Source organism: Rosistilla oblonga (genome assembly GCF_007751715.1).
GTDB lineage: Bacteria > Planctomycetota > Planctomycetia > Pirellulales > Pirellulaceae > Rosistilla > Rosistilla oblonga.
In genome coordinates this window covers 180611-205218 of sequence record NZ_CP036292.1, presented here as the reverse complement: position 1 = coordinate 205218, position 24608 = coordinate 180611, and the positions used below count along the sequence as shown (strand labels likewise).

The window sequence follows — 24608 nt, the reverse complement described above, 5'->3', positions numbered from 1 at the left end:
ATGGTATAGTGCTTTGATTGAGATTCCGAACGGGCTGAGTGAAGCAATTCGAAATCTCGCCCTCAACTACAAACGAGGAGCGTCGTTCTAGCAATGAGTTCGCTTGAGCCATCTCTGCTATCTCAAATCATCGACGATTGGGAGAACGCAACCGATCCGCCGTCGCTCGATCGAATGTTGGTGCAGATCGCCGACTGCTCGCAACGCGACCGCGCCGATGCGATTCTTGTCGATCAAAAATACCGCTGGGCACGCGGTGATTCGATCGCCGCCGAGAAGTACCTCAAGCTTTGCCCCGATATCGATAGCGAACCCGAATTGCGGTCCGAACTGGTCCTTGGCGAGTTCCGTGCACGTGGCGGAGCGACCGGGCTGCGAGAGGAATTTGTCAGCCGCTTCCCCGATTTGCAGGCCGATGTGGATCGCCAGTTGTCCGTCCCGTCGGGGATCGATGCCGAGGCCGATGTGTTTGGCACGATCGTCGGATCGGTTGCAAACGATTCGGCACGCGACACATCGGAATTCAACCCCGCACCGCTCAGCCTGGATGACTTTGAATTGCAGCGTTGCCTGGGCCAGGGAGGCATGGGATCGGTCTTCCAAGCGATTCAAAAGAGCTTGAACAAGCCTGTCGCGATCAAGATGCTTCGCACGAACAATGCGCCGCAAAGATTGGTCGACCGCTTTTTGCAAGAGGCTCGCGTTACCGCATCGCTGCAACATCCGAACATCGTATCGGTGCATGGGGTCGGTCGCTGTCCCGATGGCGGTTATTTCTTGGTGATGGATTTAGTCGACGGCCAAAGCTTGCAGGATGAGTTGTCGGAGGGCCCTTTGGATGTCCGCTCCGCCGCCGAGATCGTTCGCGACGCGGCGGCGGCCGTTCATTACGCGCACACACGCCAGTTGATCCATCGCGATCTCAAACCCAGCAACATCATGCGGCATCGCGATGGCCGTGTGATGGTCGTCGACTTTGGGTTGGCGAAACTTTTGGCGGACAGCGAGCACCAGATGACGGTCGACGGAGCCGTGCTGGGGACGCCCAGCTTCATGGCGCCGGAACAGCTTGAATCCAAGCGTGGATCGGTTTCCGCCGTGACCGATGTCTTTGGCCTGGGCGGTGTCCTGCATGCTTTACTGACCGGTCGCCCCGCGTGCCAAGGCGATTCCGTTATGCAAACCATTGCCGAACTGATGTCGGAACGGCCGATCCAGCCGCCGTCGAAACTGCGTGCCGAGATCCCATCGGAGATCGATGCGATCTGTTTGGCCTGTTTGCAAAAAAAGCCCTCCCAGCGGCCTGCGACAGCTGCCGCGGTCCAGCAGCGTTTGGCGGACTGGCTGAAATCATCCGATGCATCGCCGGTCGACTCCCACCGGCCGACTCGCTCGCGATGGCTTGCACCGGCGGCCGCAGTCGTCGCGATCGCTCTCGTGGGAGCTGCTTTATTTCTGCCTTCGCGAATGAGCCTGGACTCCACCGCTTCGATCGATCCGACAAACACCGCCGCCAATCCAGCGCTTGACGTTCCGCCGATACTCGCCGATCGCGATGTGCAACTGACCTGGAACCTGCAAGTCGCAAAGGAGCCCAACGGTGTCGAACTAGCGCCGTTCCAAAGTGCGATCAAGGAGGGTGATCGCGTGCGGATCGATGTCACTCTCGAAGAACCACGCTACGTCTATGCCTATTGGATCGGCAGCGACGGGACAGCGCAATGGATCGATAGCGACGGGCCTCCCAATCATCCGGTCAGCCGCATATCGCTCCCTTCCACCGAAGGCCAAGTCTTCCCTATCTCCGGCCCATCGGGGATGGAGATCTGTGTGCTGGTCACCCGCAGCGAACCGCTGGACCAACCGGAACGCTTGGTAAATGACTTCTCGATCGAAGCGTTCCCCTCGCTCCCCGAGCTGCGGTTTGCGTTGGCCGACGGCCGGGCCTACCAACCGCCCGCCACCGATACTTCTCAGTCGGAAAACCAAGAGGCGAGCTTGGCGATGCTGGGTGGACCGAGCCGCGTGATCGGTCGCGCCGAATCACTCGCGGCCGGATCTGCAGGTAGCGTGCTCGCCAAGTGGCGATCGCAATGGCCGCGCGACGTCGGATACGTGCACTACTTGGCCATCCCACATCTTGCCCACTAACCTCGCAATGCAAACTCACCGGTCAGCCAAACGGTGCTCGGCGATGGTTTGCAACGAAGCGTGGCGGGCAGCTACTTTTGCTGGATGTGGGCGATGATTCCCAGCTGAGCTTTTGGCGATCCGCCCAGCTGAACTCGGCGGGCGAAGACCTTGGAGCCATCACCAAATTCGCTGGCCGTTGCACCTTCGGCGAAGAAGGTTTTCAGCTGAGTAAACTCGTCGGTAATCGAAGCGTTATCGACAGCTTGGACGCGTCCATTGTGGAACTGCAACACGATACTGCCAGCGACATCGGTCACGTAGATCGTCACCCGTTCGGGAGCGACGGCGGTGAACAGTTCCTCCAAGCGACTGCGGAGATCGAGTTCGATAATGTTCAAGCCAAACAGGAGGCCGTTGCTGTCGAAGGTCGCCTGGACGCCACTGACGACCAACGGCGATCGGTTGTTGACCGGCACGTTCTCGCTTATTTGGTCGTTGGTGATCAGCACCACGTCGTCGGGACGCAGCGAATGGATCACTTGGGTTCCCTCCTCGTCGCGCTCGCTCGCCTCGCGTGCTAAAAGATCTCGCTCGGGCACACGAAAGACGCGTCGCCCGACTCCGCTGCGTTCGGATCGAATCAGTTCGCGGATCCCCCCTCCCTCCTCTTCGATGCATGAATACGCGACCAAGTAGGCAGGGTTCGCCTTCAGCAAACCGCCGAACAGATGCGCCTGGCGGTTCAGCAATTCGACTGGCCCGACTTCGGCCATCGATCCGTCCGGCTGCGGAGCGATTGCGGTGCCACCTTGATGCGATGCAACGACAGCTTCCATCAGCGGCAGCTCGGAAACGAAGTGCAGGTTGCGGACCATCCCCTCGGTCTCGAAGTTCAAATTCACTTCGAGTTCGCGTGTGAATTCCTGAGCCGAAGCATAACGAGCCTGCTGCAGCGCCGACCTGCCTTGACGCGCGGTGTAAGCGATCGCCGCCCCACCGATCAACAGCAGCGAAGTGGCCAACAACAGCGACTGCGTTGCCGTCGGATGATCGGCCATCCAGCGTTTGAGGCGTTGTTTGGTGGGAGGTTTGTAGGCATGCACCGGTGTCCCGGCGATAAATCGCTCGATCTCGATCTCCAACGCCTTGGCCGATTCGTAGCGCAGATACCGCTTGCTCGAGAGCGCTTTGACGCAGATCGCGTTCAATTCCGGCGGCACCGACGGCACCAATTTGATCGGCGGGACGACTTCGCCAGCAACGATCTGCGACATGATGTCCGAACGGCTGCTCCCCGTCTCTGCGTCTTCGATCGCCGACTGATGTGGCGCGACGCCGGTCAGGATCGCGTACAGCATCCCGCCAAGCGCGAACACGTCGGTCAGTTCATCGACTTCATCGAGCCGCCCCGACGCTTGTTCGGGAGCCATGTAGAGGGGCGTTCCCAGCACGCGGCCAACCTGCGTCGAACCGACGCTGTGCAAATCGCCCGGTTCAGTCCGGCCGTTGACTTCGTACATCCCCGACGCGTCGTTGATCATCGCCAAGCCCCAATCCAACAGGGTCACTTGGCCGAACTCATCGAGAGCGACGTTTTCCGGCTTCAGATCGCGATGGATCACCTTTCGCGAATGCGCGTGCCCGACCGAATTGCAGACATTGATCAGCGCCGACAGCAACCGGTGCAGCATCATCGGGTCGTCGTTTCCCGCTTCGCGCCGTTCGTGGTATTCGGCGATCGCATCCTGCATCGTCCGCTTGCCAAGAAACCGCATCACGTAAAACGACTTGCCCGTCGCTTCATCCTCGCCGTATTGATAGACCGGAACGATCCCGGGATGTTCCAGCCGGCCGGTGATCTCGGCTTCGCGGCGGAAGTGGTCCAAAGCGACATCGCCCGGAGCCACTTCGCGGGAGATCTCTTTCACCGCCACATAACGCTGCAGGTTTTGGTCGCGAGCCAGCCAGACGATCCCCAGACCGCCCTGCCCCAACTTACGCAGCAACGTGTAGCGCGAACCGACCTGCCGATCTTGGACCTCGTCCTGCGACAGGACCGACGTATCGGCGATCCCCAGCAACTTGGCGACCTTGCCGTTGGGATCCAGTTGAGCCAGCCAGTGCCGCTCGCGATCCGAACTGGTCATCGGGTCTTTGTTTCCGTTGGCGCCGTTGCTGCGAGCATCGCGATCCAGTTTGGCGATCGACGTCAGCATCTGTTGAGAGCGGCGTTGGACCGCCGTTCGCTGGTCGGCCGAGATCGTCTTCTGCTCGAACAAATGATCGGCCAACGACAGATTGCCGTGCGTCGTCCAACTCTTCGCCGCTCCGGCAAGAGTTCGCACGTTGGCGTGCCCCATCTTCAATAGCGCAACGGCAAACGCCAAATCGCGACTCTGTTTGGTCCCCTTCGCAGTGTCCGCGTCTCCCCCCGCCGACGGGCTCGCTCCATCGTGCGCCAAGGTTTGCTCCAGTTCTGGCATCGCCGTCGAACCCTCGTCGGTCGCACTGCTGTCGGTTGTTTTCATCAAATCGCTCATCATGTCTCTCCCAAGAGATTGTAGTTCGCAAAGGGGCGTGTTCGCGATCCCAACCCGTGTTTTGCATTGTTTCCTCGCACCAACGCCCGCTTCGAAACGCCGGCACGAGTCACATTGGCTGCGGTTTCATGTAGGCTCCGCACGATTCGCGGACGATCAATTGGCTTGCCAACAGGTACTGACGCGGCGGCACCACCACCTTCTCGATGCAGTCGAGCATCGATCGGAAGGCGACCATCGCGATGTCGCGGCACGGTTGCCGGATAGTTGTCAGCGGGACGGTCAGCAGTTGCGCATACTTCACGTCGTCGAATCCAATCAGCCGGATGTCGCGGGGCACTTCGATCCCCAGCTTCGCCAGCGTTTGCATCAACGTGGCGGCAACGCGGTCGTTGGAACAGATGATGGCGTCCAGTGGATCGCGAGCGTCAGCGGCCGACGCATCGGCCACCAAACGGAACCGGGCGATCAGTTTTTCGATCTCATCGACGTCGTCCGGTTCGAACCGGGCAACCTGCAGCGGGCGGGCGGACGGCTCTTGGGAGATCACCGCCTCCCGCGCTCCGGCGATTCGTTGAGCGATGGTCGGTGCCGTTTGCGGCGGCGCCAAAAACAGCAGCCCGTTGCAACCGAGCTTCAATAGATGTGATGCCGCGGTAAATCCAGCGGCAAAATTATCGATCCCGACCAGATCGAATTCGCTGCGCTGCGGGAAGGGATGGATGTCGCGGTCGACCAAGACGACAGCGATCCCCGCCTGCCGCAATCGATCGGTGATTCGGAAATTTAGGTTTTGGCTGTCGGGATGGTGCTCCAGCGGAACAAAAAAGACTCCCGGAACACCCCGCTGAATGAACGCGTCGCACAGCTGTCGCGAAGCTTCGATCGGATCGGCACCAACGGTCACCGATTGGGCGTTGGTCGGATCGGCAAAGGCTTCGTTGACGTTGGGGTGCACTCCTTCCCTGCCCCACAGCAAGGCACAGTCATGCAGCCGGGCGAGTCGCGCGATGTCGCCGCAGATGACTTCCAAGATCTCGGTCGAACCGATCTCCGGCGCCAGCAGCCCGATCACTCGTTGCCCCTCTTCGACCACCGCCGCCTGCTGACGGACAAACGTTCCCGAACCGGCTCGCCGTTCGATCAGCCCCTGATTCTGCAGCTCGCGAAGGGCCCGGGCGGCGGTCGGACGCGAGACGTCGAAACGCCTGACAAGCTGCGTTTCACTTGGCAACCTACCGGTGGGTTGGAACTTCCCAGCTGTAATGTCGGCGAGCAATTCATCGGCGATTTGACGGTACTTTGTATCGGCCACGATTCCCCTTACGTTTCCCGAATGCCTGCAAAGCATTGATTGCAAAAGATGTCATTGGATGTGAATCCGGCACAAACTGACCTCAAGGGCTTGTCACTAACAGGTTGCCAGCACGTGCTTACAGCTATTGTGACATTCTCGGCGAGTCTGTCCATGGTAACCGGTCGTCACCTGCGTAGGATTGCCGACGTAGGGACGCAACACCACGTAATCGAAGACACCACCTCAACGGAGGCAAAGATGAGTATCGCGGTAACCCAATCCGATCGTTTCCATTTGGATAGCGACACGCGCAGCGAGCTGCCCGAACCGGCAAAGGGAGGACGAGCCAAGCACTATCTGTTGGCCAGCGATTTTGATCAGACACTTAGCTTCAACGATTCGGGGGAAGTTTTGAGCGAGATGCTGGGGCTGCCGGACTTTGAACGCAAAGTCAAAGGACTGGCCAGCTCCCACCTGGTTCAACAGGGGGGCGAACTGACCTATCTGCTGTTGCACGATCCCGATTACCGCCAGGTCCGCCGCGAACACCTGGTCGAAGCGGGACGGCGGATTCGGCTGAAAAAGAACCTGGCTCCTTTGATGGACCTGCTCGATCGAGGCATCGACGGCCATCGGTTTACGTTTTATGTCGTCTCCGCATCGCCGGAAGAGGTGGTGCGGTCGGCGCTCGAGGGAATCGTGCCAGCCGATCGGATCTTCGGCACCCGGTTGAACTTCGACCCCGATTCGGGCGAGATCAGCTCGGTCGCCCAATTGACGGCGGGCTACGGCAAGGTGACCGCCTTGGACGAACTGCAATCGCAGCTGGGAGTCAGCTGGGACCGGATCGTCTACGTCGGCGACGGCAGTTCCGATGTCCATGTGATGCTGCACGTCAATCGCTGCGACGGGTACACGATCGCGGTTTCCGAAAACCAACACCTTGCCCCGATCGCCCGCCGGACGGTTCTGAGCGACAACGCCTTCAGCGTTTTGATCCCGATTCTGGAAGATGTGATGGGCTGGACCGATCGGACGAAGATTCGCGAGCTGTTCGAAGCGAGCGGGTTGGATGTCCAGGGTTGGGAAAAATCGCAAGTCGATCGGCTGACGATTCTGCCGACCGATGCCGACACCCGAGATGCGTCGTCCGCGGCTGCCGCCTCGTGAGCATGGATGCTTCGTCGACGACCAACATTTGGCGTCGCCAATTATCAACACCAATTTGGATCCACGATTCGATTCTCCTATGAACAATATCGCCGTACCTCAATGGATTGTGCGTAACGAGTCGGGAAATCCGCTAACGGCCTCTCTCTGGGCAGTGCGTGGATTGTTTTTCCTGAACGGTTTTTTGTATGCGACCTGGGCGACGCGAATCCCCGCCATCCAGTCTCAGTTCCAACTATCGCACGCTGCTTTAGGCGTTGCGTTGATGATGGTGGCGTTGGGAGCTGTCGTTGCGATGCCCACCGCCGGTTGGCTCTGTTCGCGTTGGGGCAGTCGTCGCGTTGTCGCGATCAGCTTGCTGCTCTACATCGCGGGCCTGCCGCTGGTGGCGTTGATGCCTAGCTTGACCGCGTTCTTTATCGCGTTGCTGTTGTTTGGCGTCGGGCACGGCATGTTGGACGTGTCGATGAATGTCCAAGCGGTGGAGGTGGAGCGGCGGTGGCAGAGGCCGATCAATTCATCGATCCATGCGCTCTGGAGTGTCGGCGGATTGTCCGGCGCGATCGCGGGTAGCGTGATTGGACTCTGGGGCCTCGCGGCTGGCCTGCACTTTGCCCTGGTCTCGGCGCTCCTTTCGCTTGCGATCGTACCAATCGTTACCCGCCTGTTGATCGAATCGTCAACCGCCGCATCGGACGCGCGGGACGAGGAAACCGGAGCACCGTCCCAGCCGCGCGGCAGAAACCGGGCCTTGCTCCTGTTGGGCGCGATTGCGTTTTGCATCATGGCGGGGGAGGGCGCGATGGCCGATTGGAGCGCAGTGCTATTGAACCAAGTTCTGGGAGTCAGCGAAGGGCTTGCCGCAACGGGCTACGCGACCTTTGCGATCGCAATGGCGGCGGGACGGTTTGCCGGCGATCGCTTGTCGATGAGGCTGGGGCCGATGAATCAGGTTCGGATCAGCGGGCTCGTCGCGTTGGCAGGGTTGTTGATCGTCGTCACTTCGTCCCATCTCGCGTTGGCATTGTTGGGGTTTGCGATGATCGGTGGCGGCTTTGCAACGATCGTTCCGGCCGTCTTTAGTGCCTGCGGACGGCTGGACAACGTCCCGGCAGGCGTGGCCTTGGCGACGGTATCGACGATCGGCTACTTCGGCTTCCTGTTGGGACCTCCGTTGATCGGATTCGTCGCTGAACTGTTCAGCCTCCGGATCGCGTTGGGATGCCTGTCGGTGACAACCCTGGCGGCGGTTCTGCTGGCGACAACCCTAACGCCCCGCGCCACCGCAACGGACGACAACAGCCAACACGATCGATGCGCCGCATGATCACGCTCGGCCACCTAGAGGGCAAGCAGGTTGTCGAAGCGAACGGCTGGAGTCGAGGCTTCAGCCGAAACGGATGAGTCAGCGGATCCCGACGGGACCCCAAACGGTAGCCGGTGGTTTGAGCGCAGCGAACACCACCGGACCAGATCGCGCAATTGAACGCCGCCTCCGACGGGGGCGCACATCCACAACGCCCAAACCAACCCGCGAATCACAAAATGGCAAAGCCATGGCAGGTTAAAGCCAGGGACGCAAGTCCCTGGTACCGGGGCCCCGCATTACAACGCAAAGTCGCAGGGCGACGACAGAACTCCACGTCTCAAAACCGGCCCGCGAATCACGCCAACACCGCGAATGATATTATCGATTCACAAGCGGAGCTGAAAACAAAACATCAATCCGCTTGCTGTATCCCTCGGTGGCCTCTGAGTCCTCTGTGGCAAAACCACCGATCTGCGATCCCTCCGGGACCATCTCCCTCGGGCCCTCAGATTCCGGAGGTGCGCCGCTGCGCGGCGACCTCCGGCGACCTTCTCGCATCCCTTCGGGATCGTACTTCATCGCGCCTCGGGGCCTCAGGTTCCGGAGGTGCGCCGCTGTGCGGCGACCTCCGGCTACCATCTTGCATCCCTTCGGGATCGTTCTTCATCGCGCCTCGGGGCCTCAGGTTCCGGAGGTCCGCCGCTGCGCGACGACCTCCGGCTACCATCTCGTATCCCTTCGGGATCACCTCACGCTGAGATTACCGTAGGCCCACACTCTCACCGCCGCTTCGATGGGATAATTCGACTCTTGGGTTCACCGATGGTATCGTTACGCGTTTCACAATCCGATGAATGCATCGGCCTGATGGGCCGAGAGAACGATGGAGTCCCCACCGATGAACCCGCGACAACTTCTTGTCCCGCTTGCCTTCCTGTCGCTTGCGATTGCCGGCGAGCAACTCTTCGCCGACGACCTGCTGTCGGTCGCTGCTGATTTCGAAGGGGGATCGGTTGCGGAGGTCGAAATCGATCCGGCGGCTGGCAGCATTCGATTTATGCCCGGCGGAGATCCCGCTCGCGGTTGGCCTTGTTGGTGGTACTTTCGCATCGATGGTATCCAACCCGGACAAGCAATCACGCTCCAACTGCGTGGCTCGACAGCTACCGTCGGCAATCAGCCACCGCTGGGGGCGTCCTGGGCAATGCCGAAGCGAGCGACCTATTCGACCGACGGCAAAACATGGCAACAAACCGATCCGGGGCAGCGCGACGGTCATATCATGACCTACAAACTCACCCCCGATGCATCGTCGGTGTACGTCGCCTGGGGACCGCCTTACACACCCAAGACTGCCGAAAGACTTGCGACTCGCTTAAGCGAAGCCTCACCGCACGTCGAAGCGATGCAGTTGTGCCGATCGCGCGAAGATCGCGAGGTTCCGATGCTCCACTTCCACGAGGGAACGCGCACGGCGGAGCAGCGCTTTGGCGTCTGGATCCAGGCTCGGCAGCATGCTTGGGAGAGTGGTTCCAGCTGGGTCGCCGAGGGTTTCGCTGATTGGTTGGCTGGCGACGATCCCCAAGCGGCTTGGTTGCGACAACACGCCGACGTCTATCTGGTTCCGATCATGGACATCGACAACACAGCGACCGGCAACGGCGGTAAAAACGCGATCCCGCGCGACCACAACCGCGACTGGGCGGCCAAGCCTCATTGGAACGAAATCCTCGCGGCTCAGCAAAAAGTGGGCGAACTGATCGACCAAAACCGGATGGATCTGTTCATCGATCTCCACAACCCAGGCCCCGGAGATTCGACATTCTTCTTCGTCCCGTCGCGGGAATTGTTGAAGCCCCAGGCTGCGGATTCAACCGACGACTTCATGGAACTTGCTCACCAACGGATCAGCAGCATCAAGCCTTCGATTCCGATGAGCAACAAGCCGAGGGTGACGGGATCGACCTATCATCCACTGTGGCGACAGATCAGCACGAACTGGGTCAGCCTGAACGGCAATCCCAACACAGTCAGCGTCTGCCTGGAAACGGCCTGGAATTCTCCCACCAGCACGCCGACGGGCTACAAAGCTGTCGGCGAAAACCTCGCCATCGCCACGCAACAGTTCCTGGCCAAACAACCCAAGAAGCCGTAGCCTCGCGGGCGACTGACGATCGATAAGCGATCTCGCTCCTCAACCGAAAGTGCCCGCGCATAACGCGACGCAGACGAGCAGCGGCACCGAGCAGCGGCACCGAGCGGCCGGTCAGTCGTACTTCACGTGGACGCGTTTGCAACCGGGATCTTCTTCGGTCGCCACGCCGACTTCATCGACGGGGTGCGTGTACAAATAACGCCAGACGGGATCAAACTTCAATTTGCCGACTTCGTTTTTAGGCGAAGAGCGACCGGGAGTGACCGAGCCATGGGCGCGGCCTGCGTCTCCTCCCACATCCGCTGCGGTGATCAAGCTGCGCGAGTTCTCGTAGGGAGGCGTAGTGGAATCGACGTCGACGATCGGGCCAAACGCATTCATGCCTAACATCTCCCAAGAGCGACAATAATGGTCGCCGGTCCAACCGCCATCCAGGACGTGAGTGAACCCGAAGAATCGATTGGCGGGAGTGGCCGAGGGCAAGCTCTGCCAATCCTGATCTTGGTCTCGCGGCCCGCACAACATCACAACCCGATCGACGCGTTGATGCTTGGCGAACCGAGCGGCGGTGGTGCTGCCGTGCGACGCGCCGGTCATGATGATCTTGTCCCAACGCAATCGCGATCCACCGTCGGCCAGAAACTGCTGCCAGTTCCCCTGCGGATTCTCCTTGGACAACCACAACAACAATTGACGCGCTCGCTCGGCGGCTCCATCGGGAGGCAACAGATCCAATTCATCGCTGAAATCCAATCCGGTGGCTGCTTCCAACCGAATCCGTCCGCGGGCATACGCATCCGAAGGTTGGGGCTGAGCTAGCTTGCCGAACCATCCGCGGGCGTAACTGACTCCGATCGCATGGATTCCATATTCGTTCCAACGCTCGAACAGTCCGCCGTTGTGCCCCATCAACCAGATCGCCAATTTGCCCTTGGGAGCGACGCGAGTATCGACCGACGCGAACTCCAAATCGGCAGGCTTCTCGTCGGTGCCCGAAACAAAACCGATCGCCGGATATTCCCCGGTTCGCGAATCGATCTCGCTGGCGCGGACACGAAACTGATACCGCTGCGGCGACGGATCTTTCACCATCTTCGGCTCTGCGGGGATGCCACGGACGACATCGCCACCTTGCTGAGCCGCCTTGTGAGCGACGGTTTGCAAAAACGCGGCGTACTCGCGGTCGAGCTTTTCGGGAACATATCCGTTGCCGACCGCACTCTCGGCGAACAAGCCCTCGAACCAAACGCAGGCTCCCAGATATTCACCCGCCAAGTTGGCGTGATGGCCATCCATTCCGAGCGTTCGTTTGCCATCGCGATTGTTCCAGCGGTATCCGGTGTGCAGCGAATGCGTTTGAGCGGGCAGTTCGGGGTATTCCAGTTTCCCGGCGTCGAAGTCCTCCGCCGCGCGATACCCAAATTTGGGATCGTTATCGGCGATCCAAAACGCATCGCCGACAGGAATCCGGCTCGCCGACAGCTCGGCAGCAATCGTCCGGTACGCATCGCTCAACCCTTCGTACATCGCCTGCTGCGTCGTCGGTCCGCCATTGGATTTACGCGAACGACGGAAGCGAGGATCATCGCTTCGATAAGCCCATGTTTGATGCACCAACAGCTTCGCCTGCGGCGCGTAGCGATGGATGATATCAGCCAACTGGGCCGCGTACGGACGATACGTCTCGACGTCATGACTCCGCACGCTCAGTTGTTGGATCGTGACGAAATCCCAGTCCTCGCTCTGCAACGCCTGCTGCAAACTCTCGCCTTTCGAATAGAAGGCCGAGCGATCGCTGCGATCCTTCTCAAACGCAATCGCTTTCGCCGCGTGCAGCTCCAGAGGCGACCCGCCGATCGTCAGCGATTTGTGAGTCAGCTTGTGGCCAGCCGCCTCGGTGATCTCATCCAGATAACGCGTTGCGTTATTAGTAAAACTGTTGCCGATCGTGAGGATGCGAACGTGCTTGGGCGAATCGTCAGTCTTCGGATCCGCACCCACCGACTCGCCGATCCCGATCGTGGTGAGGGCGAAGAGCCAAAAGAACATGCGTGCTCGAAACATAGTGTCGTCTGCTGTGGGGTAGGAGAAAGGAGAGTGGTGCGGAGCCCCCGCGGGGTCCAACAATGATAACTAAAACCGATCCCAATTGGAGACGCCCCGTTTGCTGGAGTCGAGGCTTCAGCCGAAACGGAAATCCCGCAGGGATTCTCAAGAAGGTAGCCGGTGGTTTGAGCGCAGCGAACACCACCGGTCCATATCGCAGAACTGATCGCCGCCCCCGACGGGGACGCACATCCACAACGCCCAAACCAACCCGCGAATCACAAAATGGCAAAGCCATGGCAGGTTAAAGCCAGGGACGCAAGTCCCTGGTACCGGGGCCCCGCATTACAACGCAAAGTCGCAGAGCGACGACAGAACTCCACGCCTCAAAACCAGCACGCGCATCACACCCCGCGAATGATATTATCGATTCACAAACGGAGCTGAAAACAAAACACCTAAACGAACCCCGCATCCCAATTCGCTCGCCGCAACCCTCGGTGGCCTCTGGGCTCTCTGTGGCAAAAACATCGATCTACGATCCCTCCGGGATCATCGCGCATCGGGGCCTCACGTTCCGGAGGCACGCCGCTGTGCGACGACCTCCGGCTACCTTCTTGCATCCCTTCGGGATCCATCGCGTCCAGCACAACCGCCGCGCGATGAACACCGTCGGAAACGATCGCGTAATCGAATCACCGACGACCGATTCACCGGCGCACTAAATTACGGAGCCCATGGTTTGGGGCCATTCTTTTTTTGCTGGAGGAATTTCGCGTCGACCGTTTTGTACCACGCGTGCAACCGACGGCGCATTTGATCGACGCGGTCGGGATCTTCGGCGGCCAGATCATTCCGCTCGCCAATGTCCGACTTGAGATCATACAGATGAACGCGGCCATCTTCGTAGCGTTCGATCAATTTGAAATTCCCTTCGCGAATCGCGCCCGCCGGAATGCCCCCTTGATTGCTGTAGTGAGGATAGTGCCAGTAGAGCGATTGGCGATCGAGCGAACCGCCTCGCAGCGCCGGCATCAGATCGACTCCATCGACCGCGTGTTGGTACTCGACTCCTGCGGCAGCTGCGACCGTGGGAAACAGATCGATCGAACAGATCGGCTGGTCGCTGACCGAACCGGGCTCCGTCACTCCGGGATAGCGAACGATCCACGGCTCTCGAATCCCTCCCTCGTACACCCAGCCCTTCCCGCCACGCAGCGGCAGGTTGCTGGTCGGCGAACCTTCGCTAGTCGACAGGCCACCGTTGTCCGACGTGAAGATCACGATCGTATTGTCGGCCACGCCCGACGCTTCGATCTGCGCCAGCACCTTGCCAACCGCTTCGTCCATCGCCTCGACCATCGCGGCATAGACCGCATGCTTCTGCAAGATCCGAACCTTCCGCGGCTGATCGCCAAAGACCTGCTCTTCGTCACCAAACTCCTGCCCGTTGACCTTCGCCCCCTTCGCCTTGTATTTGGCGACAAGATCGGGACGCCCTATCAGCGGCGTGTGAACCGAATAGAACGACAAGTAAGCGAAAAAGGGTCCCGCTTTGTGAGCATCGATGAATCGCGCGGTGTCGCGAGCCAAGCGATCGGGCAGATGGTCCCCATCCGGACTCTCGACCGCCATCTGCGGATTCTTGAACGGTGCAAAATATTTCTTACCCGTATAAGGCCCCCCTTTGCTGTGGCCTCCAACATTGACGTCGAAGCCTTGGTTCTGAGGGTAATATTTTTCGGATTCTCCCAGATGCCACTTCCCGGCAAAGAAAGTTGCATAGCCCTTGGTCTTCAGCGCCTCGGCGACCGTCACTTCTTCCAACGGCATGTTGTCGTTTAACGGAGCCGGTTCAAAGGTGCCACTTCGCTTGCCGGAGAAAAAATTGGTGGCATCGACGCGCGACGGGTATTTGCCCGTCATCATGCTGTATCGCGTGGGTGAGCAGACCGGATTGGCCGCGTACCCATCGGAGAAACGCATCGCGGTATTCGACAGAGCGTCGATGTTCGGCGTCTCATAAAAACAGTCCGGGTTGTTCGCTCCGATATCCATGTAGCCCAAGTCATCGACAAGAAAGACGACGACATTGGGAAGTCGAGCGTCGTCGGCAGCGCGAGCGAACCCACCAAAGCCGACGCATATCGAGACAAGAACCCACAGCGCGAGCGAATCGCGAACGACAAATTTCAAAAGCTGCATCGTTACCGCCATAAGATGATTTTCATTTCGGGAGGAATCAGGCACAGAGGAGATTGTACATCGCCCGATTCCCCAAAACGAATTCCTACAAAACCAATACAGCGCTGGAGTCGAGGCTTCAGCCGAAACGGACGAGTCGCTCGCTCCCACCAGATCCCGCAGGAATCCCAAACGGCAGTTGATGGCCCGAGCGCAGCGACCCGCTGGAATCGAGGCTTCAGCCGAAACGGACGAATCGCTCGCCCCCACCGGATCCCGACGGGATCCCAAACGGTAGCCGGTGGTTTGAGCGTAGCGAACACCACCGGAAATCCAACCAACAATCGATCGCCGCCCCCGACGGGGGGCGCAGATCCACAACGCCCAAACGGGCCCGCGAATCGCAAAATGGCGAAGCCATGGCAGGATAAAGCCTGGGACGCAAGTCCCAGGTAACGGGGCCCCCTTACAACCTAAAGTCGCGGAGCGACGACAGAACTCCACGACTCAAACCCGGCCCACGAATCACGCCAACACCGCGAATGCCACCATGCACTCACAAGCGATCTTAGATAGCTAGGAAAGCGGACAACCGCCAACAGTCGTTTCTCGAGCTGTAATAAACTTCTGTTGCTTTGAGTCAAGATAGCGATACTGTTGGGGCGGTTGAAAACCGCCCCAACGCTGGCGAAGCTCCCCAAGAGAAACGGGTTCTTTAAAAACAGCGATACTCGACAGGTGAATGCCGACCGCTTTGCCAGCACCGTCGAAGTAGTCGTTGAACGCTTGCACTGAAACAGCAGTCAGCTTGCCGCAATTTCGCCAAATCATCGTTGGTTCCCCAACCTGAATTGCCTCGACAGTGGCGACCGCGACCGCTTCACACTTCGGCATTGTCGCGTAGATGACTACCGCGGATCCAGGGTCAATGCTTGGTTTGCGTTTGCGAAGCTCAACCGTCTTGCGGCCTTCAACAATCGCTTTGACGTGCTCTGGATGGATAGACAGAAACAACATAGGTCAATGCTCACGTTGTGTGGATCGCGAATAGATTTCTTGAAAAGCAGAATCGGGGATCAGAACGGCGGAAATGAACTGTTGTCGCTTCATACCGTGAGACTCTAAAACGTCGTTTACGACCTCGAAAGTGATCGGGGTCTCGAACAACTCCGTACTTGTGAATTCAATTGCCAAGCCTTGGGCGTCGGCGTCTTTGAAGTTTTCCATCAGATGACGCCATTCGTAGACACCGAACCGTTGAAACTCACGAAACAGATTCTTGACTGTACCTTGGACACGTTTGGTCAAAGTCGAGCATGCCCTAACCCGACCACCACCTTTTCGCTTGTCACCGCTGACGTACCACAAAATCCGTCCAAATGGGGTGCTAGGCCCCTGCCGGGGGCTCTTGTAATAGGCCGAGTCCGGGTTGATTACCAATGATGTTTCTGGATCAAAAAGAGGCAAATCCCAGAGCCGGAAGTCGAAAAGCTCCTGTGCCCAACGGGGTTGTATCGGTATTACCCATGTTGGTAGTTGACCGAAAGTGACCTTGCCTGGATGAATCAAACGCTCAAGTTGCTGCGTTTCAACTTCGTTGCCTAAGCGATTGTGATCGATATCAACCGATCTTGAAATCTGTTCTGCAAACTCCACCGGAACAATTCCCGAATCACTCATCGCCGAAAGTTCAGCACTCAGACTGTCTTGGCTCCACTGTCCTGGCAACGAAAGCCTCCACAGCGCTCCATCGGCTTGACACCAGCCCCGCCGCGAACATGCACCCAAAACAAGCGGCGTCGCAAAACGATCCGAAATCGTTACTGTTCTGCGCTGTCCGCTTCGCCATGCCCCGAGCGGTTGATCGGCAAAGTACTCCGCAAGGATGCGACCGAAACGAGTGCCAACTAGACGCCGACTCAAGCGAAGTCGTTGGATATCACGGGCGCCGCCGTCCAAAATTCGAATGGCGAACAACGCAATACACTCATCGCTTCGCGAACAAACACGATAAATCTCCCACTCACGTGGAGCGGCGAGCATCGCGATTAGTTCAGCACGGAACACTTTCAGACTCTCGCCACCTGCTGAGTCGATAAAACACTTCAGATCAAACTCGTCTATCGAAGCTACTCGGCGTCGTTCGATTCCGGATCGAGACAGTTCACGGTATTGATAGCGATGCGAGTTCAGCACCGCATCGTATTCGGTTATAAACTCGGCAGGCGGAAGCAAGCGTAAACCAAGCGAGCTTTGGATTTGTTCGCGGAAGCTCAGGACTTCCTCATCACGAGTGACGAATGCTGCGGCCTCAATGGCTGCGGCAATGGCGATATGCCTTTGATCCGAAGCACTTGAATCATCCTTTGGCTCGCCCATGATCTGGCGGACCTCCCTCAACTGTCGCTCTACCTCCAGATGATCCGCTGCCACCTGGTCCCAACCGGTCTTCACGGCCGAAATCATGTCGCTCCGTAGCGGCTCCGCCTGACGACCGAGATCAGCAAAAATTCCAGGCGTAACTTTCAAATTGATTTCATCAACCAGCCAATCAGCTCGTAGCCCGCTGCTTGCTTTGTGGTGCGGTCGGTCTTGATCCTCAATGTCGATACAAACCATCGTGTCACACACAACGGTTGCTGTTTCGCTTGGCTCGTCTAGTGCGTCGAACAGAGGAGTTTCATTTATTGCCAGCGCAAAAGCAATGAGCTCGCTGCCACCTTGCTTTTTACCTGGAAAACGACGCAGCTCCGAAAAACCCATCCGACGGTATCTGCCGGCGGCTTCGTAATCGACTCTGCAATTGAGGCGGATGCGAGAACGGTTCGGGTATGCCTCCACTAACGCCGCGATTAACTGCTTTGCAATTTTCCGATTTCCATAATCAGGCTTCACGCATAGATGAGTGATCCGAACCTCATACCGCTGATTGGTCGCGAACAACACGTAGCCAGCTGCGTCGCTATCGGACCACGCGATCAAAATCTGTTTGGCATCGGCACGCTGTTGAAACGCTTCATCAGGAAAGAAACCCAAGAGTGCCTTTTGCGTGCGGTAAATTTCCTTCACCGCATCAAGTTCGTCAGCCGTTTCAATTGGACGAACAACAATTTCGTGATCCGTCAAAACCTTGCCCCCACTAGCTCAAACTTTTGGCTTCCGACTTTCGATATTGATGGAACATTAGTGTAATGCTTGCGAGTGAAGCAAGCAGCCACCAGTGAACGTTAAACGTCACTTAGCAAACCACGGATGCAACTAAATGAACGCGTCAGAATCGCTTGCAGGGAAGGAAATGTCGTGCGTCATCGTCGATACGCTCTAATCGTCTTTCGAACGTGTGAATATCTTTTGTGCCGGAGAGGCGAGTGCAGCCGATCAGGAGCTGAAGCATCGTCCAGGTGACGGTGATCCTGCTTGCAAAAACGCTACCCTCGGCTCGCTCATTCCTCGCTAACACCGGTGCTTTCGGGTCCAGGCACTTTTCGACTACGAGGGTGCGGTCGAGGAAACTCGCCTAAAGTGCTATATCGACGCCATGTAAAAAAACGTGGCCGGCCGACTCACGAAGCTTCTCCGTTTCGGTCAGGCCCTAGCCGTCACTGGCCTACCTCTCCGCTTCTCAGCTCGCTCCGATTCCAACGCCTCGACCCGCTCCATCAGCTCTTCGCAGATCTGCTCGTAGATCCTGCCAAACTCGGTCCCGTATTTCGCTCGGAACGTCTTGGGTTGCTTGTCAGTTAGTTCGCCAGCGTGGGCGATGTTGGCTGCTAAGGGGACCGTCGTTTCGAAGGGGGTGGGCAAGTCGCGCAGCTGAGCGTGATTATTGGCGGCCCCTTCGATGATCGCTTTGTGCATTCGATCGTTGCCGCGACACATCGACCACAACGTGCCGAGGCAGACGGTTTTGTAGCGGTAGTTCTGAATTCGGTCGCTGAGCCACAGCAGGCCGCGGATCGATAATCGATTCGGCTGGCACGGGACGACGTAGCCGTCGGCAATCCCCAGGAACAGCTTGACCTGCAGCGAGAGGCTTGGCGGACAGTCGACGATCACATACGCAAACTGCTTCAGCCAGCGGCGGAATTGCAGACGGTTTGCATTGAACAACTTGCGGAAGTCTTGCCAGGTATGGAACCCGTGGCCCCCTTTGGCGTAGTTGGTTTGAAAGTCGTCGATCCGGACCGAGCAGGGGATGACGGACAGGTCTTCGATCCCGCCGCCGATGTTCGAAGCGCTCGGCCTCACGTAGGCATCAAACTGTTTCGCTTCAAATTCCGGCTTCAACATCTCCGACAACAGATCGTGCAGCGTCCGCTTCTTCCGATCCAGCTCGATCAGTGCCTGTTCGCCAAGCAACAACTCGCTGGCGGTGCATTGATGGTCGGCATCGATCAACAGCGTCCGCTTGCCCGAAGAAGCCAAACACTCGGCAACCGCGATAGCGTTGGTCGTCTTCGCCACACCACCCTTTAAGTTGGTAAACAGGATCACCGCCATCCTCCGCTCCTCCTAGCACCCACATCGACAAACCTCGCCCATCAACCTGACGGACATGCCCCACCAAAACAACGAGCGATGATAGCAGATGCGTGAGGCAACTGGGGACTGGGCAACTGGATCAAGGAAGCGACCGTTGAGACAAACGAGCGAGTAGGTCCCATCCTGATAGCTGCAAACCGCCTTTAAGACTCAAAACGCAGGAGAACCCATTCGACCACGCGCCGTGGAGGATCCTGTTTCCGTCATGGCTTCTCTCCATTGGCAGAGTCCATGACGTCTTGGCCCGGCTCAACCAACTTTATTCCAAAATCTTCAAGTCGTTGGCGAATTCGTTTCCGTGGTGGTTGCTTTCCAAAGCAGGCGTAACGTTGCGTGGCGACTCGAAATGAAAAGAGTGGATCAGCCACGATCTCGCCTTTGTCGGTCTGCAGTGGCTCCTGCGAGATGCCGTGCTTGTTCCAGATTTCTGTCAGCCACGTGCGGTGGCTGTGTCCGATTTGATCAAGGATATCGAAAAGGTCGTCTTGGCCGCTCGTATCCGTTTCGACGTCAGGTCGCTCTTCGAGTTGATCGAGGCAGTCGCCAAGCACTTCGTAAAGCAATTGCGAGTTGGGGTCGTTCATGCGTTGAGAGAACATCGTCAGTACCGAACGTGCTCTGGTCATTGCAACGTAGAGATTGTTTGCCAGCACGCCGACGCCGTTTGCTTTGTACTGATCAACGCCCGGCACGATCACGATTTCGGAATCGTAACCTTTGAATGAGTGAGATGTGGTCGCCAGCAAAACGTGATTGCCACGCTGGTATGGCCTGTTCCGCTGCACAGACAACTCCACGCCCAATCCTCCAAGCTTTGGAGCAGTCCTTCTCTTGAGCCAGCCGGGGATATTGCTTCCGTTGTAGATCAGGCAGATGTCGCATGGCTGAACCCCGTGATCGACAATCAATTCACGGCAGTAGTCACCAATTGCATCAAATTCCTGTTCGAGGTTTCCGTATTGTTTGAATTTTGGCTTTGGACCATCCACTTGATTGAAGCGAACATTCCACCAGTCAGAATCGCCTCGTATCGTTCTCTCAACCAGCCCTCTTGTGACAAGTTCCTTGTGGTCAGGATTCGATTCAGGTGACTGAAGTCGGTACAGCACATTAAGCGCAAATTCCGTGATGGGCTTCGTGCTACGGAAGCTCTCCTTCATCACAGTGGATCGTCCACGCATGTCCAAGCCAAACTCAGACCACTTGGGCGTGCTCCGGCCATAAATATTTTGGGCGTTATCGTAGAAGATGTTGATCGCTCGGCTGTTTTCGTCTTCCTCGTCTTGTTGCTTGACGATGGCAGACAGCAACTTCAACGTGTTTGGCCCCATGTCTTGTGCTTCATCGATGAAGAGAGCGTCACATCGGGGGCGAATGTCGGACGCCGAAGCATGCTCAAGATATGCTGCAGCAGCATCGTCATACTCGAACCCGTAACTCTCAGCGTTAAGCCCAACGTCCCTCAGCATCACGTCGAGAATCTCTCGAATGTGATGAAGCTCAACGCGGCTTAGGGGAAACGGCTTGCCGTTCGTTTCTTTGTCCCATTCCTGATGGATTGACGTTTCGATAAGCGATTGAAGCGATCGATTCGCAAACACAGCCCAGATGCGAACGTCTGGTTCGTCTTGCAAACGCTTGACCGTCTTCATCAACCAGTGCGCCAACACCACCGTCTTACCGCTACCAGCAACACCACGCACCAGCCTTGGCTTGCCGTCCAGCTCCAGTCCGCAGAGTCTCTCCTGCTCGTGGGACAACACGGGCCGAAGTTCCTTTCGTTTGGCAAGCTGCCCCCCAATCGAAACTGGCTCCTCTACTTTGTAGTCAGCAGACTTTTCAGCGATTTGCTCTGGCAACTTGAACTCTGTCTCGACTGAAACATCATCCCATGAAAGACGGTTCCCTTTCCTGCGTACGCATTTAGGTGAGAGATGTCGCATCAACGGGCGCAGATACGGCTCCTCCATTTCTGCTCGACTGGAAATGACAATGATCGATTCGCGAGCACGACTCAACGCAACGTTCACCAAACGCTTCCATTCATCAAACGGCCATCCATAGCTTCCAGCGTTGACAGAATCAAAGATCACGATATCTGCTTCTGAACCCTGCTGGCTGTGAACCGTGGACGCCATCCATGAGTCCATTTCGTTCTTAACAAAAAACGAATGAATCGACTTCGCTTGAGCCTTGAAAGGTGAAATGAACAGGCCGTTTGCCGACCGCAGGCTTTTGTCGGCGAAGAGCTTCTTTAGCACTTTGATCGTGGCCGTACGCACCCAGCTTCGATTGCCCGGCCCCCGTCCAGCGCGAATTGATGGGATATCATCGGTGTCATCATCCAATACATACCAAATGGCACGCGGTTGCTCGGCAAGTGTGCTGGGTAAGGTGAACGCCCGTTCGTCTACTTCCGGTGCCGTCGTCAGGAACCCATCGTACTGAAAAGCGGAAACGACATCGCAAACATCACTGTGCATCCGCCGCTGTTCGCTGAGCACATGTACGCCATCGACCGCGCGGTTGATATTGTCGAGATGACTCAGGCCACTTCGGGCCAGCCAGTTGCCTTGCGCCGGTTCGAGAATGCGGCTGATCCGGCTGATAGGAGCAAGCTGTTTTGAGTCGCCGACAAGTGCCACCCGACGACTTGCCAAAAGCGACAATGCCGCAACCGCAACTCTCGACATCAGCCCCGCTTCATCGATGAACACCGTCGTGAAGGGGGCGTTCCCACGTCCAAAGTCTTCTTTGACTTCTTCATAGCAGAGGCTGGATATCGCCTTGAATGAAGTACCGACCACAACCCTGACGTTATCGTCAAGAAAGTTCCGTGCGGCGGCGTCCCGCATGCTCCCCTGCAAGTTTTTTATCTCTTTTCGGATCAGAGCTTTCTCTTCGAAATCTTCCACACTAACAAGTCGCTGTGCCAACGCGTCGATCTGAGCCAAATAGTCCGTTTCCGTGCCTCGCAGCATTGCCTCAAGACGTTCGCGTTCAAAGCTCTTGAGTGACGCTCCTTTGCCAATCCGTAAAATGTCACCATCATCGAGATCAAAACCAGCCTCTCGCGCTGCTCTGCCAATAGAAATCGCGGCTGCATCGGTTGCACGGTTGGTCGTCGAGACAACCAGGATGCGTTCGGTGGGGTCATTAAGAACTGCCGCCACCTGCTGGCCGGTAGTATATGTCTTGCCGGTTCCGGGGGGTCCCCACAGCACACTCCATGATTTTTGCCACCAATCGACGAGGGAGGGTAGCCCGACATCGTTCGCCTCCGCAACCTGTGGATGCATGTTTCCTTGTGCCGCCAATAATCGCTCGGCAAGTTGAGATTGTGCGTCGCAGAATTCCGGCCCGTTGAAGATGCGGTCTAGAAACTGAAGGAACTCGAATGGGCGAACGTAAAACGATCCGCGTCGTGGTGGGTGTTCTGGATCTGCAACCGCAACGAAAATCCGCCCTTGAGCTTCGTCGACCTCAAGCAGTTCGCCCGTCCAGACAATGGAATCGTCGATCTCGGGGGTGAGTGACGGATTGTGATATAGAGAACCATCGGAGTTCTTGAAATCCTTCGTGCGCAAAGGTCGGAAGGCCAACGCCCCTTCCCAAGACCAGTCGAATTCGATTGCATGACCGATCTGCAATTCGAACACCGTCCCCGTGTCACTTTCCGAAATGCCCCGAACATTGCGACATTTCATCTCTTTCCATTTGGACGAGTCGCGGTATTCTCGACGAATAGCCCGGGCAGCGTCTCTGAGAAGCTGGTTGTCGGCATCAGGCAAGTTCAAATCGATAGCATAGCTGGCAGGCGAAAATTCAAGCGGGCCTTTGATCCCAGCGCCCCATTGAGAATCATCAACTGACATGGTTTGATCCGCCTATTCTGAAATTTTCCAACTTTGAATAACGTTGCGTTGCACGGTCCCCCTGGGACATCCGTTTACTTGCCGAGGTGCTTAAGTCGACTCAGCGAATGCAGTCTTAGATGGCAACCCCAATGGCGTGCAATCTCGTTTCGCAAATCCTAGGCAACTTGCGGAGGGGAAGCAATCAGTACACCCTGCACCCCGGCGTTGTTCACAAATTCGTGCCCCCTTTCGTCTTGCGAACCTTTGCCGGTCTGGCTGCTTTCGAAGCGTGACAGCGGTCCAGGAGCAGCCGTTATTCGCCGGACGCTTATCGGTGCGGTCCGATGCAATTTGGGGACAGCCATCGCGCCCCGGGGGCCGATACCGACTCCCCACCTCCCGTTCGCGATTACACGCCCCCTCTCGGATTCCTGCCTCAAGACATGGAGAAGGCAAGCATTTTATGCGTGTCCCCTTTCTGCCTTCTCAAAGCAGAAGATCACCGCGACGACTCACGCCACTCTTTCGCTGCGCGGCCGCGTTGTCTGCCGAGACCGAAACGGCGTTTGATATTTGGCAGAATGATGGGGGCAGAATAATTCGGAGAGCAGCGAAAGCGGTCTCAATCAAATAAACGAACGCCTGTCGAATTGAAAATCCCCATCCAGATCATTCTGTCCTCACCATTCTGCCAACGCTTCACCGTACACAAACCAGAGCGATTACCGCGTCGACTCACGCCACTCTTTCGCTGTGCATCCGCGTTGTCTGCCGAGACCGAAACGGCGATTGATATTTGGCAGAATGATGGGGGCAGAATAATTCGGAGAGCAGCGAAAGCGGTCTCAATCAAATAAGCGAACGCCTGTCGAATTAAAAATCCCCAACGAAATCATTCTGTCCTCATCATCCTGCCAACGCTTTACCGTACACAAAGCAAAACGATCACCGCGACGACTCACGCCATTCTTTCGTTGCGCGGCCGCGTTGCCTGCCGAGACCGAAACGGTAGCTCGTATTTGGCAGAATAATGTATGCGCAGCGAGAGTGGTTTGCTGCTGAGAGCCCCGCATCGCCAACACTTGGTTTCGCAGCCGCGTGCCAGACTGCATTCAGCAGCGCTCTGGCACCTTTGCGAACGCGGACGACGCACAACGCGACTAACGGAATGATGTGCCGACACCACCGACAGCAAGATTGGCGTGAGGTTCATCACCATCGTAGACGAAGGCAACTCGAGAACAGGATCGCCAGCCAAATGCGCCAGCTCCCACCGACCTTCGGCGAACCTTTACTCAGCGACTAACCGATGCCGATATGCCGTAAGAGCTGGTTTGCCAACGGATGCGGCACGTGGACATCAAGACCATCGACC

13 protein-coding genes and 1 pseudogene are annotated in these 24608 nt (G+C 57.4%); 5 read left to right on the top strand and 9 right to left on the bottom strand.

Annotated features, from left to right (window positions below):
• Positions 1-93: 93 nt before the first annotated feature.
• Positions 94-2151 (top strand): serine/threonine-protein kinase, encoded by a 2058-nt coding sequence (locus CA51_RS00675; protein ID WP_145117229.1) that lies wholly within the window; start codon positions 94-96, stop codon positions 2149-2151.
• Positions 2152-2222: 71 nt separating this feature from the next.
• Here CA51_RS00675 and CA51_RS00670 read toward each other — a convergent pair whose 3' ends face one another.
• Both CA51_RS00670 and CA51_RS00665 read right to left on the bottom strand, forming a co-directional pair.
• Positions 2223-4673, bottom strand: a complete 2451-nt coding sequence (locus CA51_RS00670) for a serine/threonine-protein kinase (protein WP_197451494.1) — start codon at positions 4671-4673, stop codon at positions 2223-2225.
• Between the two features lie 109 nt (positions 4674-4782).
• Positions 4783-5988: a GntR family transcriptional regulator gene (locus CA51_RS00665; protein WP_231745915.1), complete on the bottom strand. Its 1206-nt coding sequence runs from the start codon at positions 5986-5988 to the stop codon at positions 4783-4785.
• 240 nt (positions 5989-6228) lie between these two features.
• Between CA51_RS00665 and CA51_RS00660 the strand changes: the two genes are divergently transcribed.
• The 3 genes from CA51_RS00660 to CA51_RS00650 all read left to right on the top strand — a co-directional run bounded on the left by CA51_RS00660 (position 6229) and on the right by CA51_RS00650 (position 10604).
• Positions 6229-7140, top strand: coding sequence for an HAD-IB family phosphatase (locus CA51_RS00660; RefSeq protein WP_145117226.1), 912 nt, complete (start codon positions 6229-6231; stop codon positions 7138-7140).
• A 154-nt stretch (positions 7141-7294) separates the two neighbouring features.
• Positions 7295-8467, top strand: coding sequence for an MFS transporter (locus CA51_RS00655; RefSeq protein ID WP_197451493.1), 1173 nt, complete (start codon positions 7295-7297; stop codon positions 8465-8467).
• Between the two features lie 880 nt (positions 8468-9347).
• Complete coding sequence (locus CA51_RS00650) at positions 9348-10604, top strand: M14-type cytosolic carboxypeptidase (RefSeq protein ID WP_231745914.1); 1257 nt, start codon at positions 9348-9350, stop codon at positions 10602-10604.
• 111 nt (positions 10605-10715) lie between these two features.
• Here CA51_RS00650 and CA51_RS26055 read toward each other — a convergent pair whose 3' ends face one another.
• Positions 10716-12668, bottom strand: coding sequence for a BPSS1187 family protein (locus CA51_RS26055; RefSeq protein ID WP_231745913.1), 1953 nt, complete (start codon positions 12666-12668; stop codon positions 10716-10718).
• A gap of 575 nt (positions 12669-13243) precedes the next feature.
• Here CA51_RS26055 and CA51_RS26320 point away from each other — a divergent pair.
• Entirely contained in the window at positions 13244-13375 is a 132-nt protein-coding gene (locus tag CA51_RS26320) for a hypothetical protein (protein WP_261343044.1), read from the top strand.
• Position 13376: 1 nt separating this feature from the next.
• On the opposite strand, the gene CA51_RS00635 is transcribed toward CA51_RS26320, so the two are convergent.
• From CA51_RS00635 to CA51_RS00615, 6 genes and pseudogenes are all read right to left on the bottom strand, one after another.
• Positions 13377-14855, bottom strand: a complete 1479-nt coding sequence (locus CA51_RS00635) for a sulfatase (RefSeq protein ID WP_145117223.1) — start codon at positions 14853-14855, stop codon at positions 13377-13379.
• A gap of 555 nt (positions 14856-15410) precedes the next feature.
• Entirely contained in the window at positions 15411-15665 is a 255-nt protein-coding gene (locus CA51_RS26050; protein ID WP_231746243.1) for a hypothetical protein, read from the bottom strand.
• Positions 15666-15692: 27 nt separating this feature from the next.
• Positions 15693-15851 (bottom strand): annotated as a pseudogene (locus tag CA51_RS26045) (ASCH domain-containing protein); the annotation flags it as partial.
• 3 nt (positions 15852-15854) lie between these two features.
• On the bottom strand, positions 15855-17960 hold the full coding sequence (locus CA51_RS00625) for a GNAT family N-acetyltransferase (RefSeq protein WP_145117221.1): 2106 nt from the start codon (positions 17958-17960) through the stop codon (positions 15855-15857).
• Positions 17961-18419: 459 nt separating this feature from the next.
• Positions 18420-19334, bottom strand: coding sequence for a ParA family protein (locus CA51_RS00620; RefSeq protein WP_145117220.1), 915 nt, complete (start codon positions 19332-19334; stop codon positions 18420-18422).
• Between the two features lie 245 nt (positions 19335-19579).
• Positions 19580-23251 carry an AAA domain-containing protein gene (locus CA51_RS00615; protein WP_231745912.1) on the bottom strand — a complete coding sequence of 1224 codons (3672 nt, stop codon included), beginning with the start codon at positions 23249-23251 and terminating at the stop codon, positions 19580-19582.
• Between the last annotated feature and the right edge of the window lie 1357 nt (positions 23252-24608).

Excerpts from the sequence above, each read along its gene's own strand:
- CA51_RS00675 (WP_145117229.1), top strand. The coding sequence starts at position 94 with ATGAGTTCGCTTGAGCCATCTCTGCTATCTCAAATCATCGACGATTGG.
- CA51_RS00670 (WP_197451494.1), bottom strand. The coding sequence starts at position 4,673 with ATGAGCGATTTGATGAAAACAACCGACAGCAGTGCGACCGACGAGGGT.
- CA51_RS00660 (WP_145117226.1), top strand. The coding sequence starts at position 6,229 with ATGAGTATCGCGGTAACCCAATCCGATCGTTTCCATTTGGATAGCGAC.
- CA51_RS00650 (WP_231745914.1), top strand. The coding sequence starts at position 9,348 with ATGAACCCGCGACAACTTCTTGTCCCGCTTGCCTTCCTGTCGCTTGCG.
- CA51_RS26055 (WP_231745913.1), bottom strand. The coding sequence starts at position 12,668 with ATGTTTCGAGCACGCATGTTCTTTTGGCTCTTCGCCCTCACCACGATC.
- CA51_RS00635 (WP_145117223.1), bottom strand. The coding sequence starts at position 14,855 with ATGCAGCTTTTGAAATTTGTCGTTCGCGATTCGCTCGCGCTGTGGGTT.
- CA51_RS26050 (WP_231746243.1), bottom strand. The coding sequence starts at position 15,665 with ATGATTTGGCGAAATTGCGGCAAGCTGACTGCTGTTTCAGTGCAAGCG.
- CA51_RS00620 (WP_145117220.1), bottom strand. The coding sequence starts at position 19,334 with ATGGCGGTGATCCTGTTTACCAACTTAAAGGGTGGTGTGGCGAAGACG.
- CA51_RS00615 (WP_231745912.1), bottom strand. The coding sequence starts at position 23,251 with ATGTCAGTTGATGATTCTCAATGGGGCGCTGGGATCAAAGGCCCGCTT.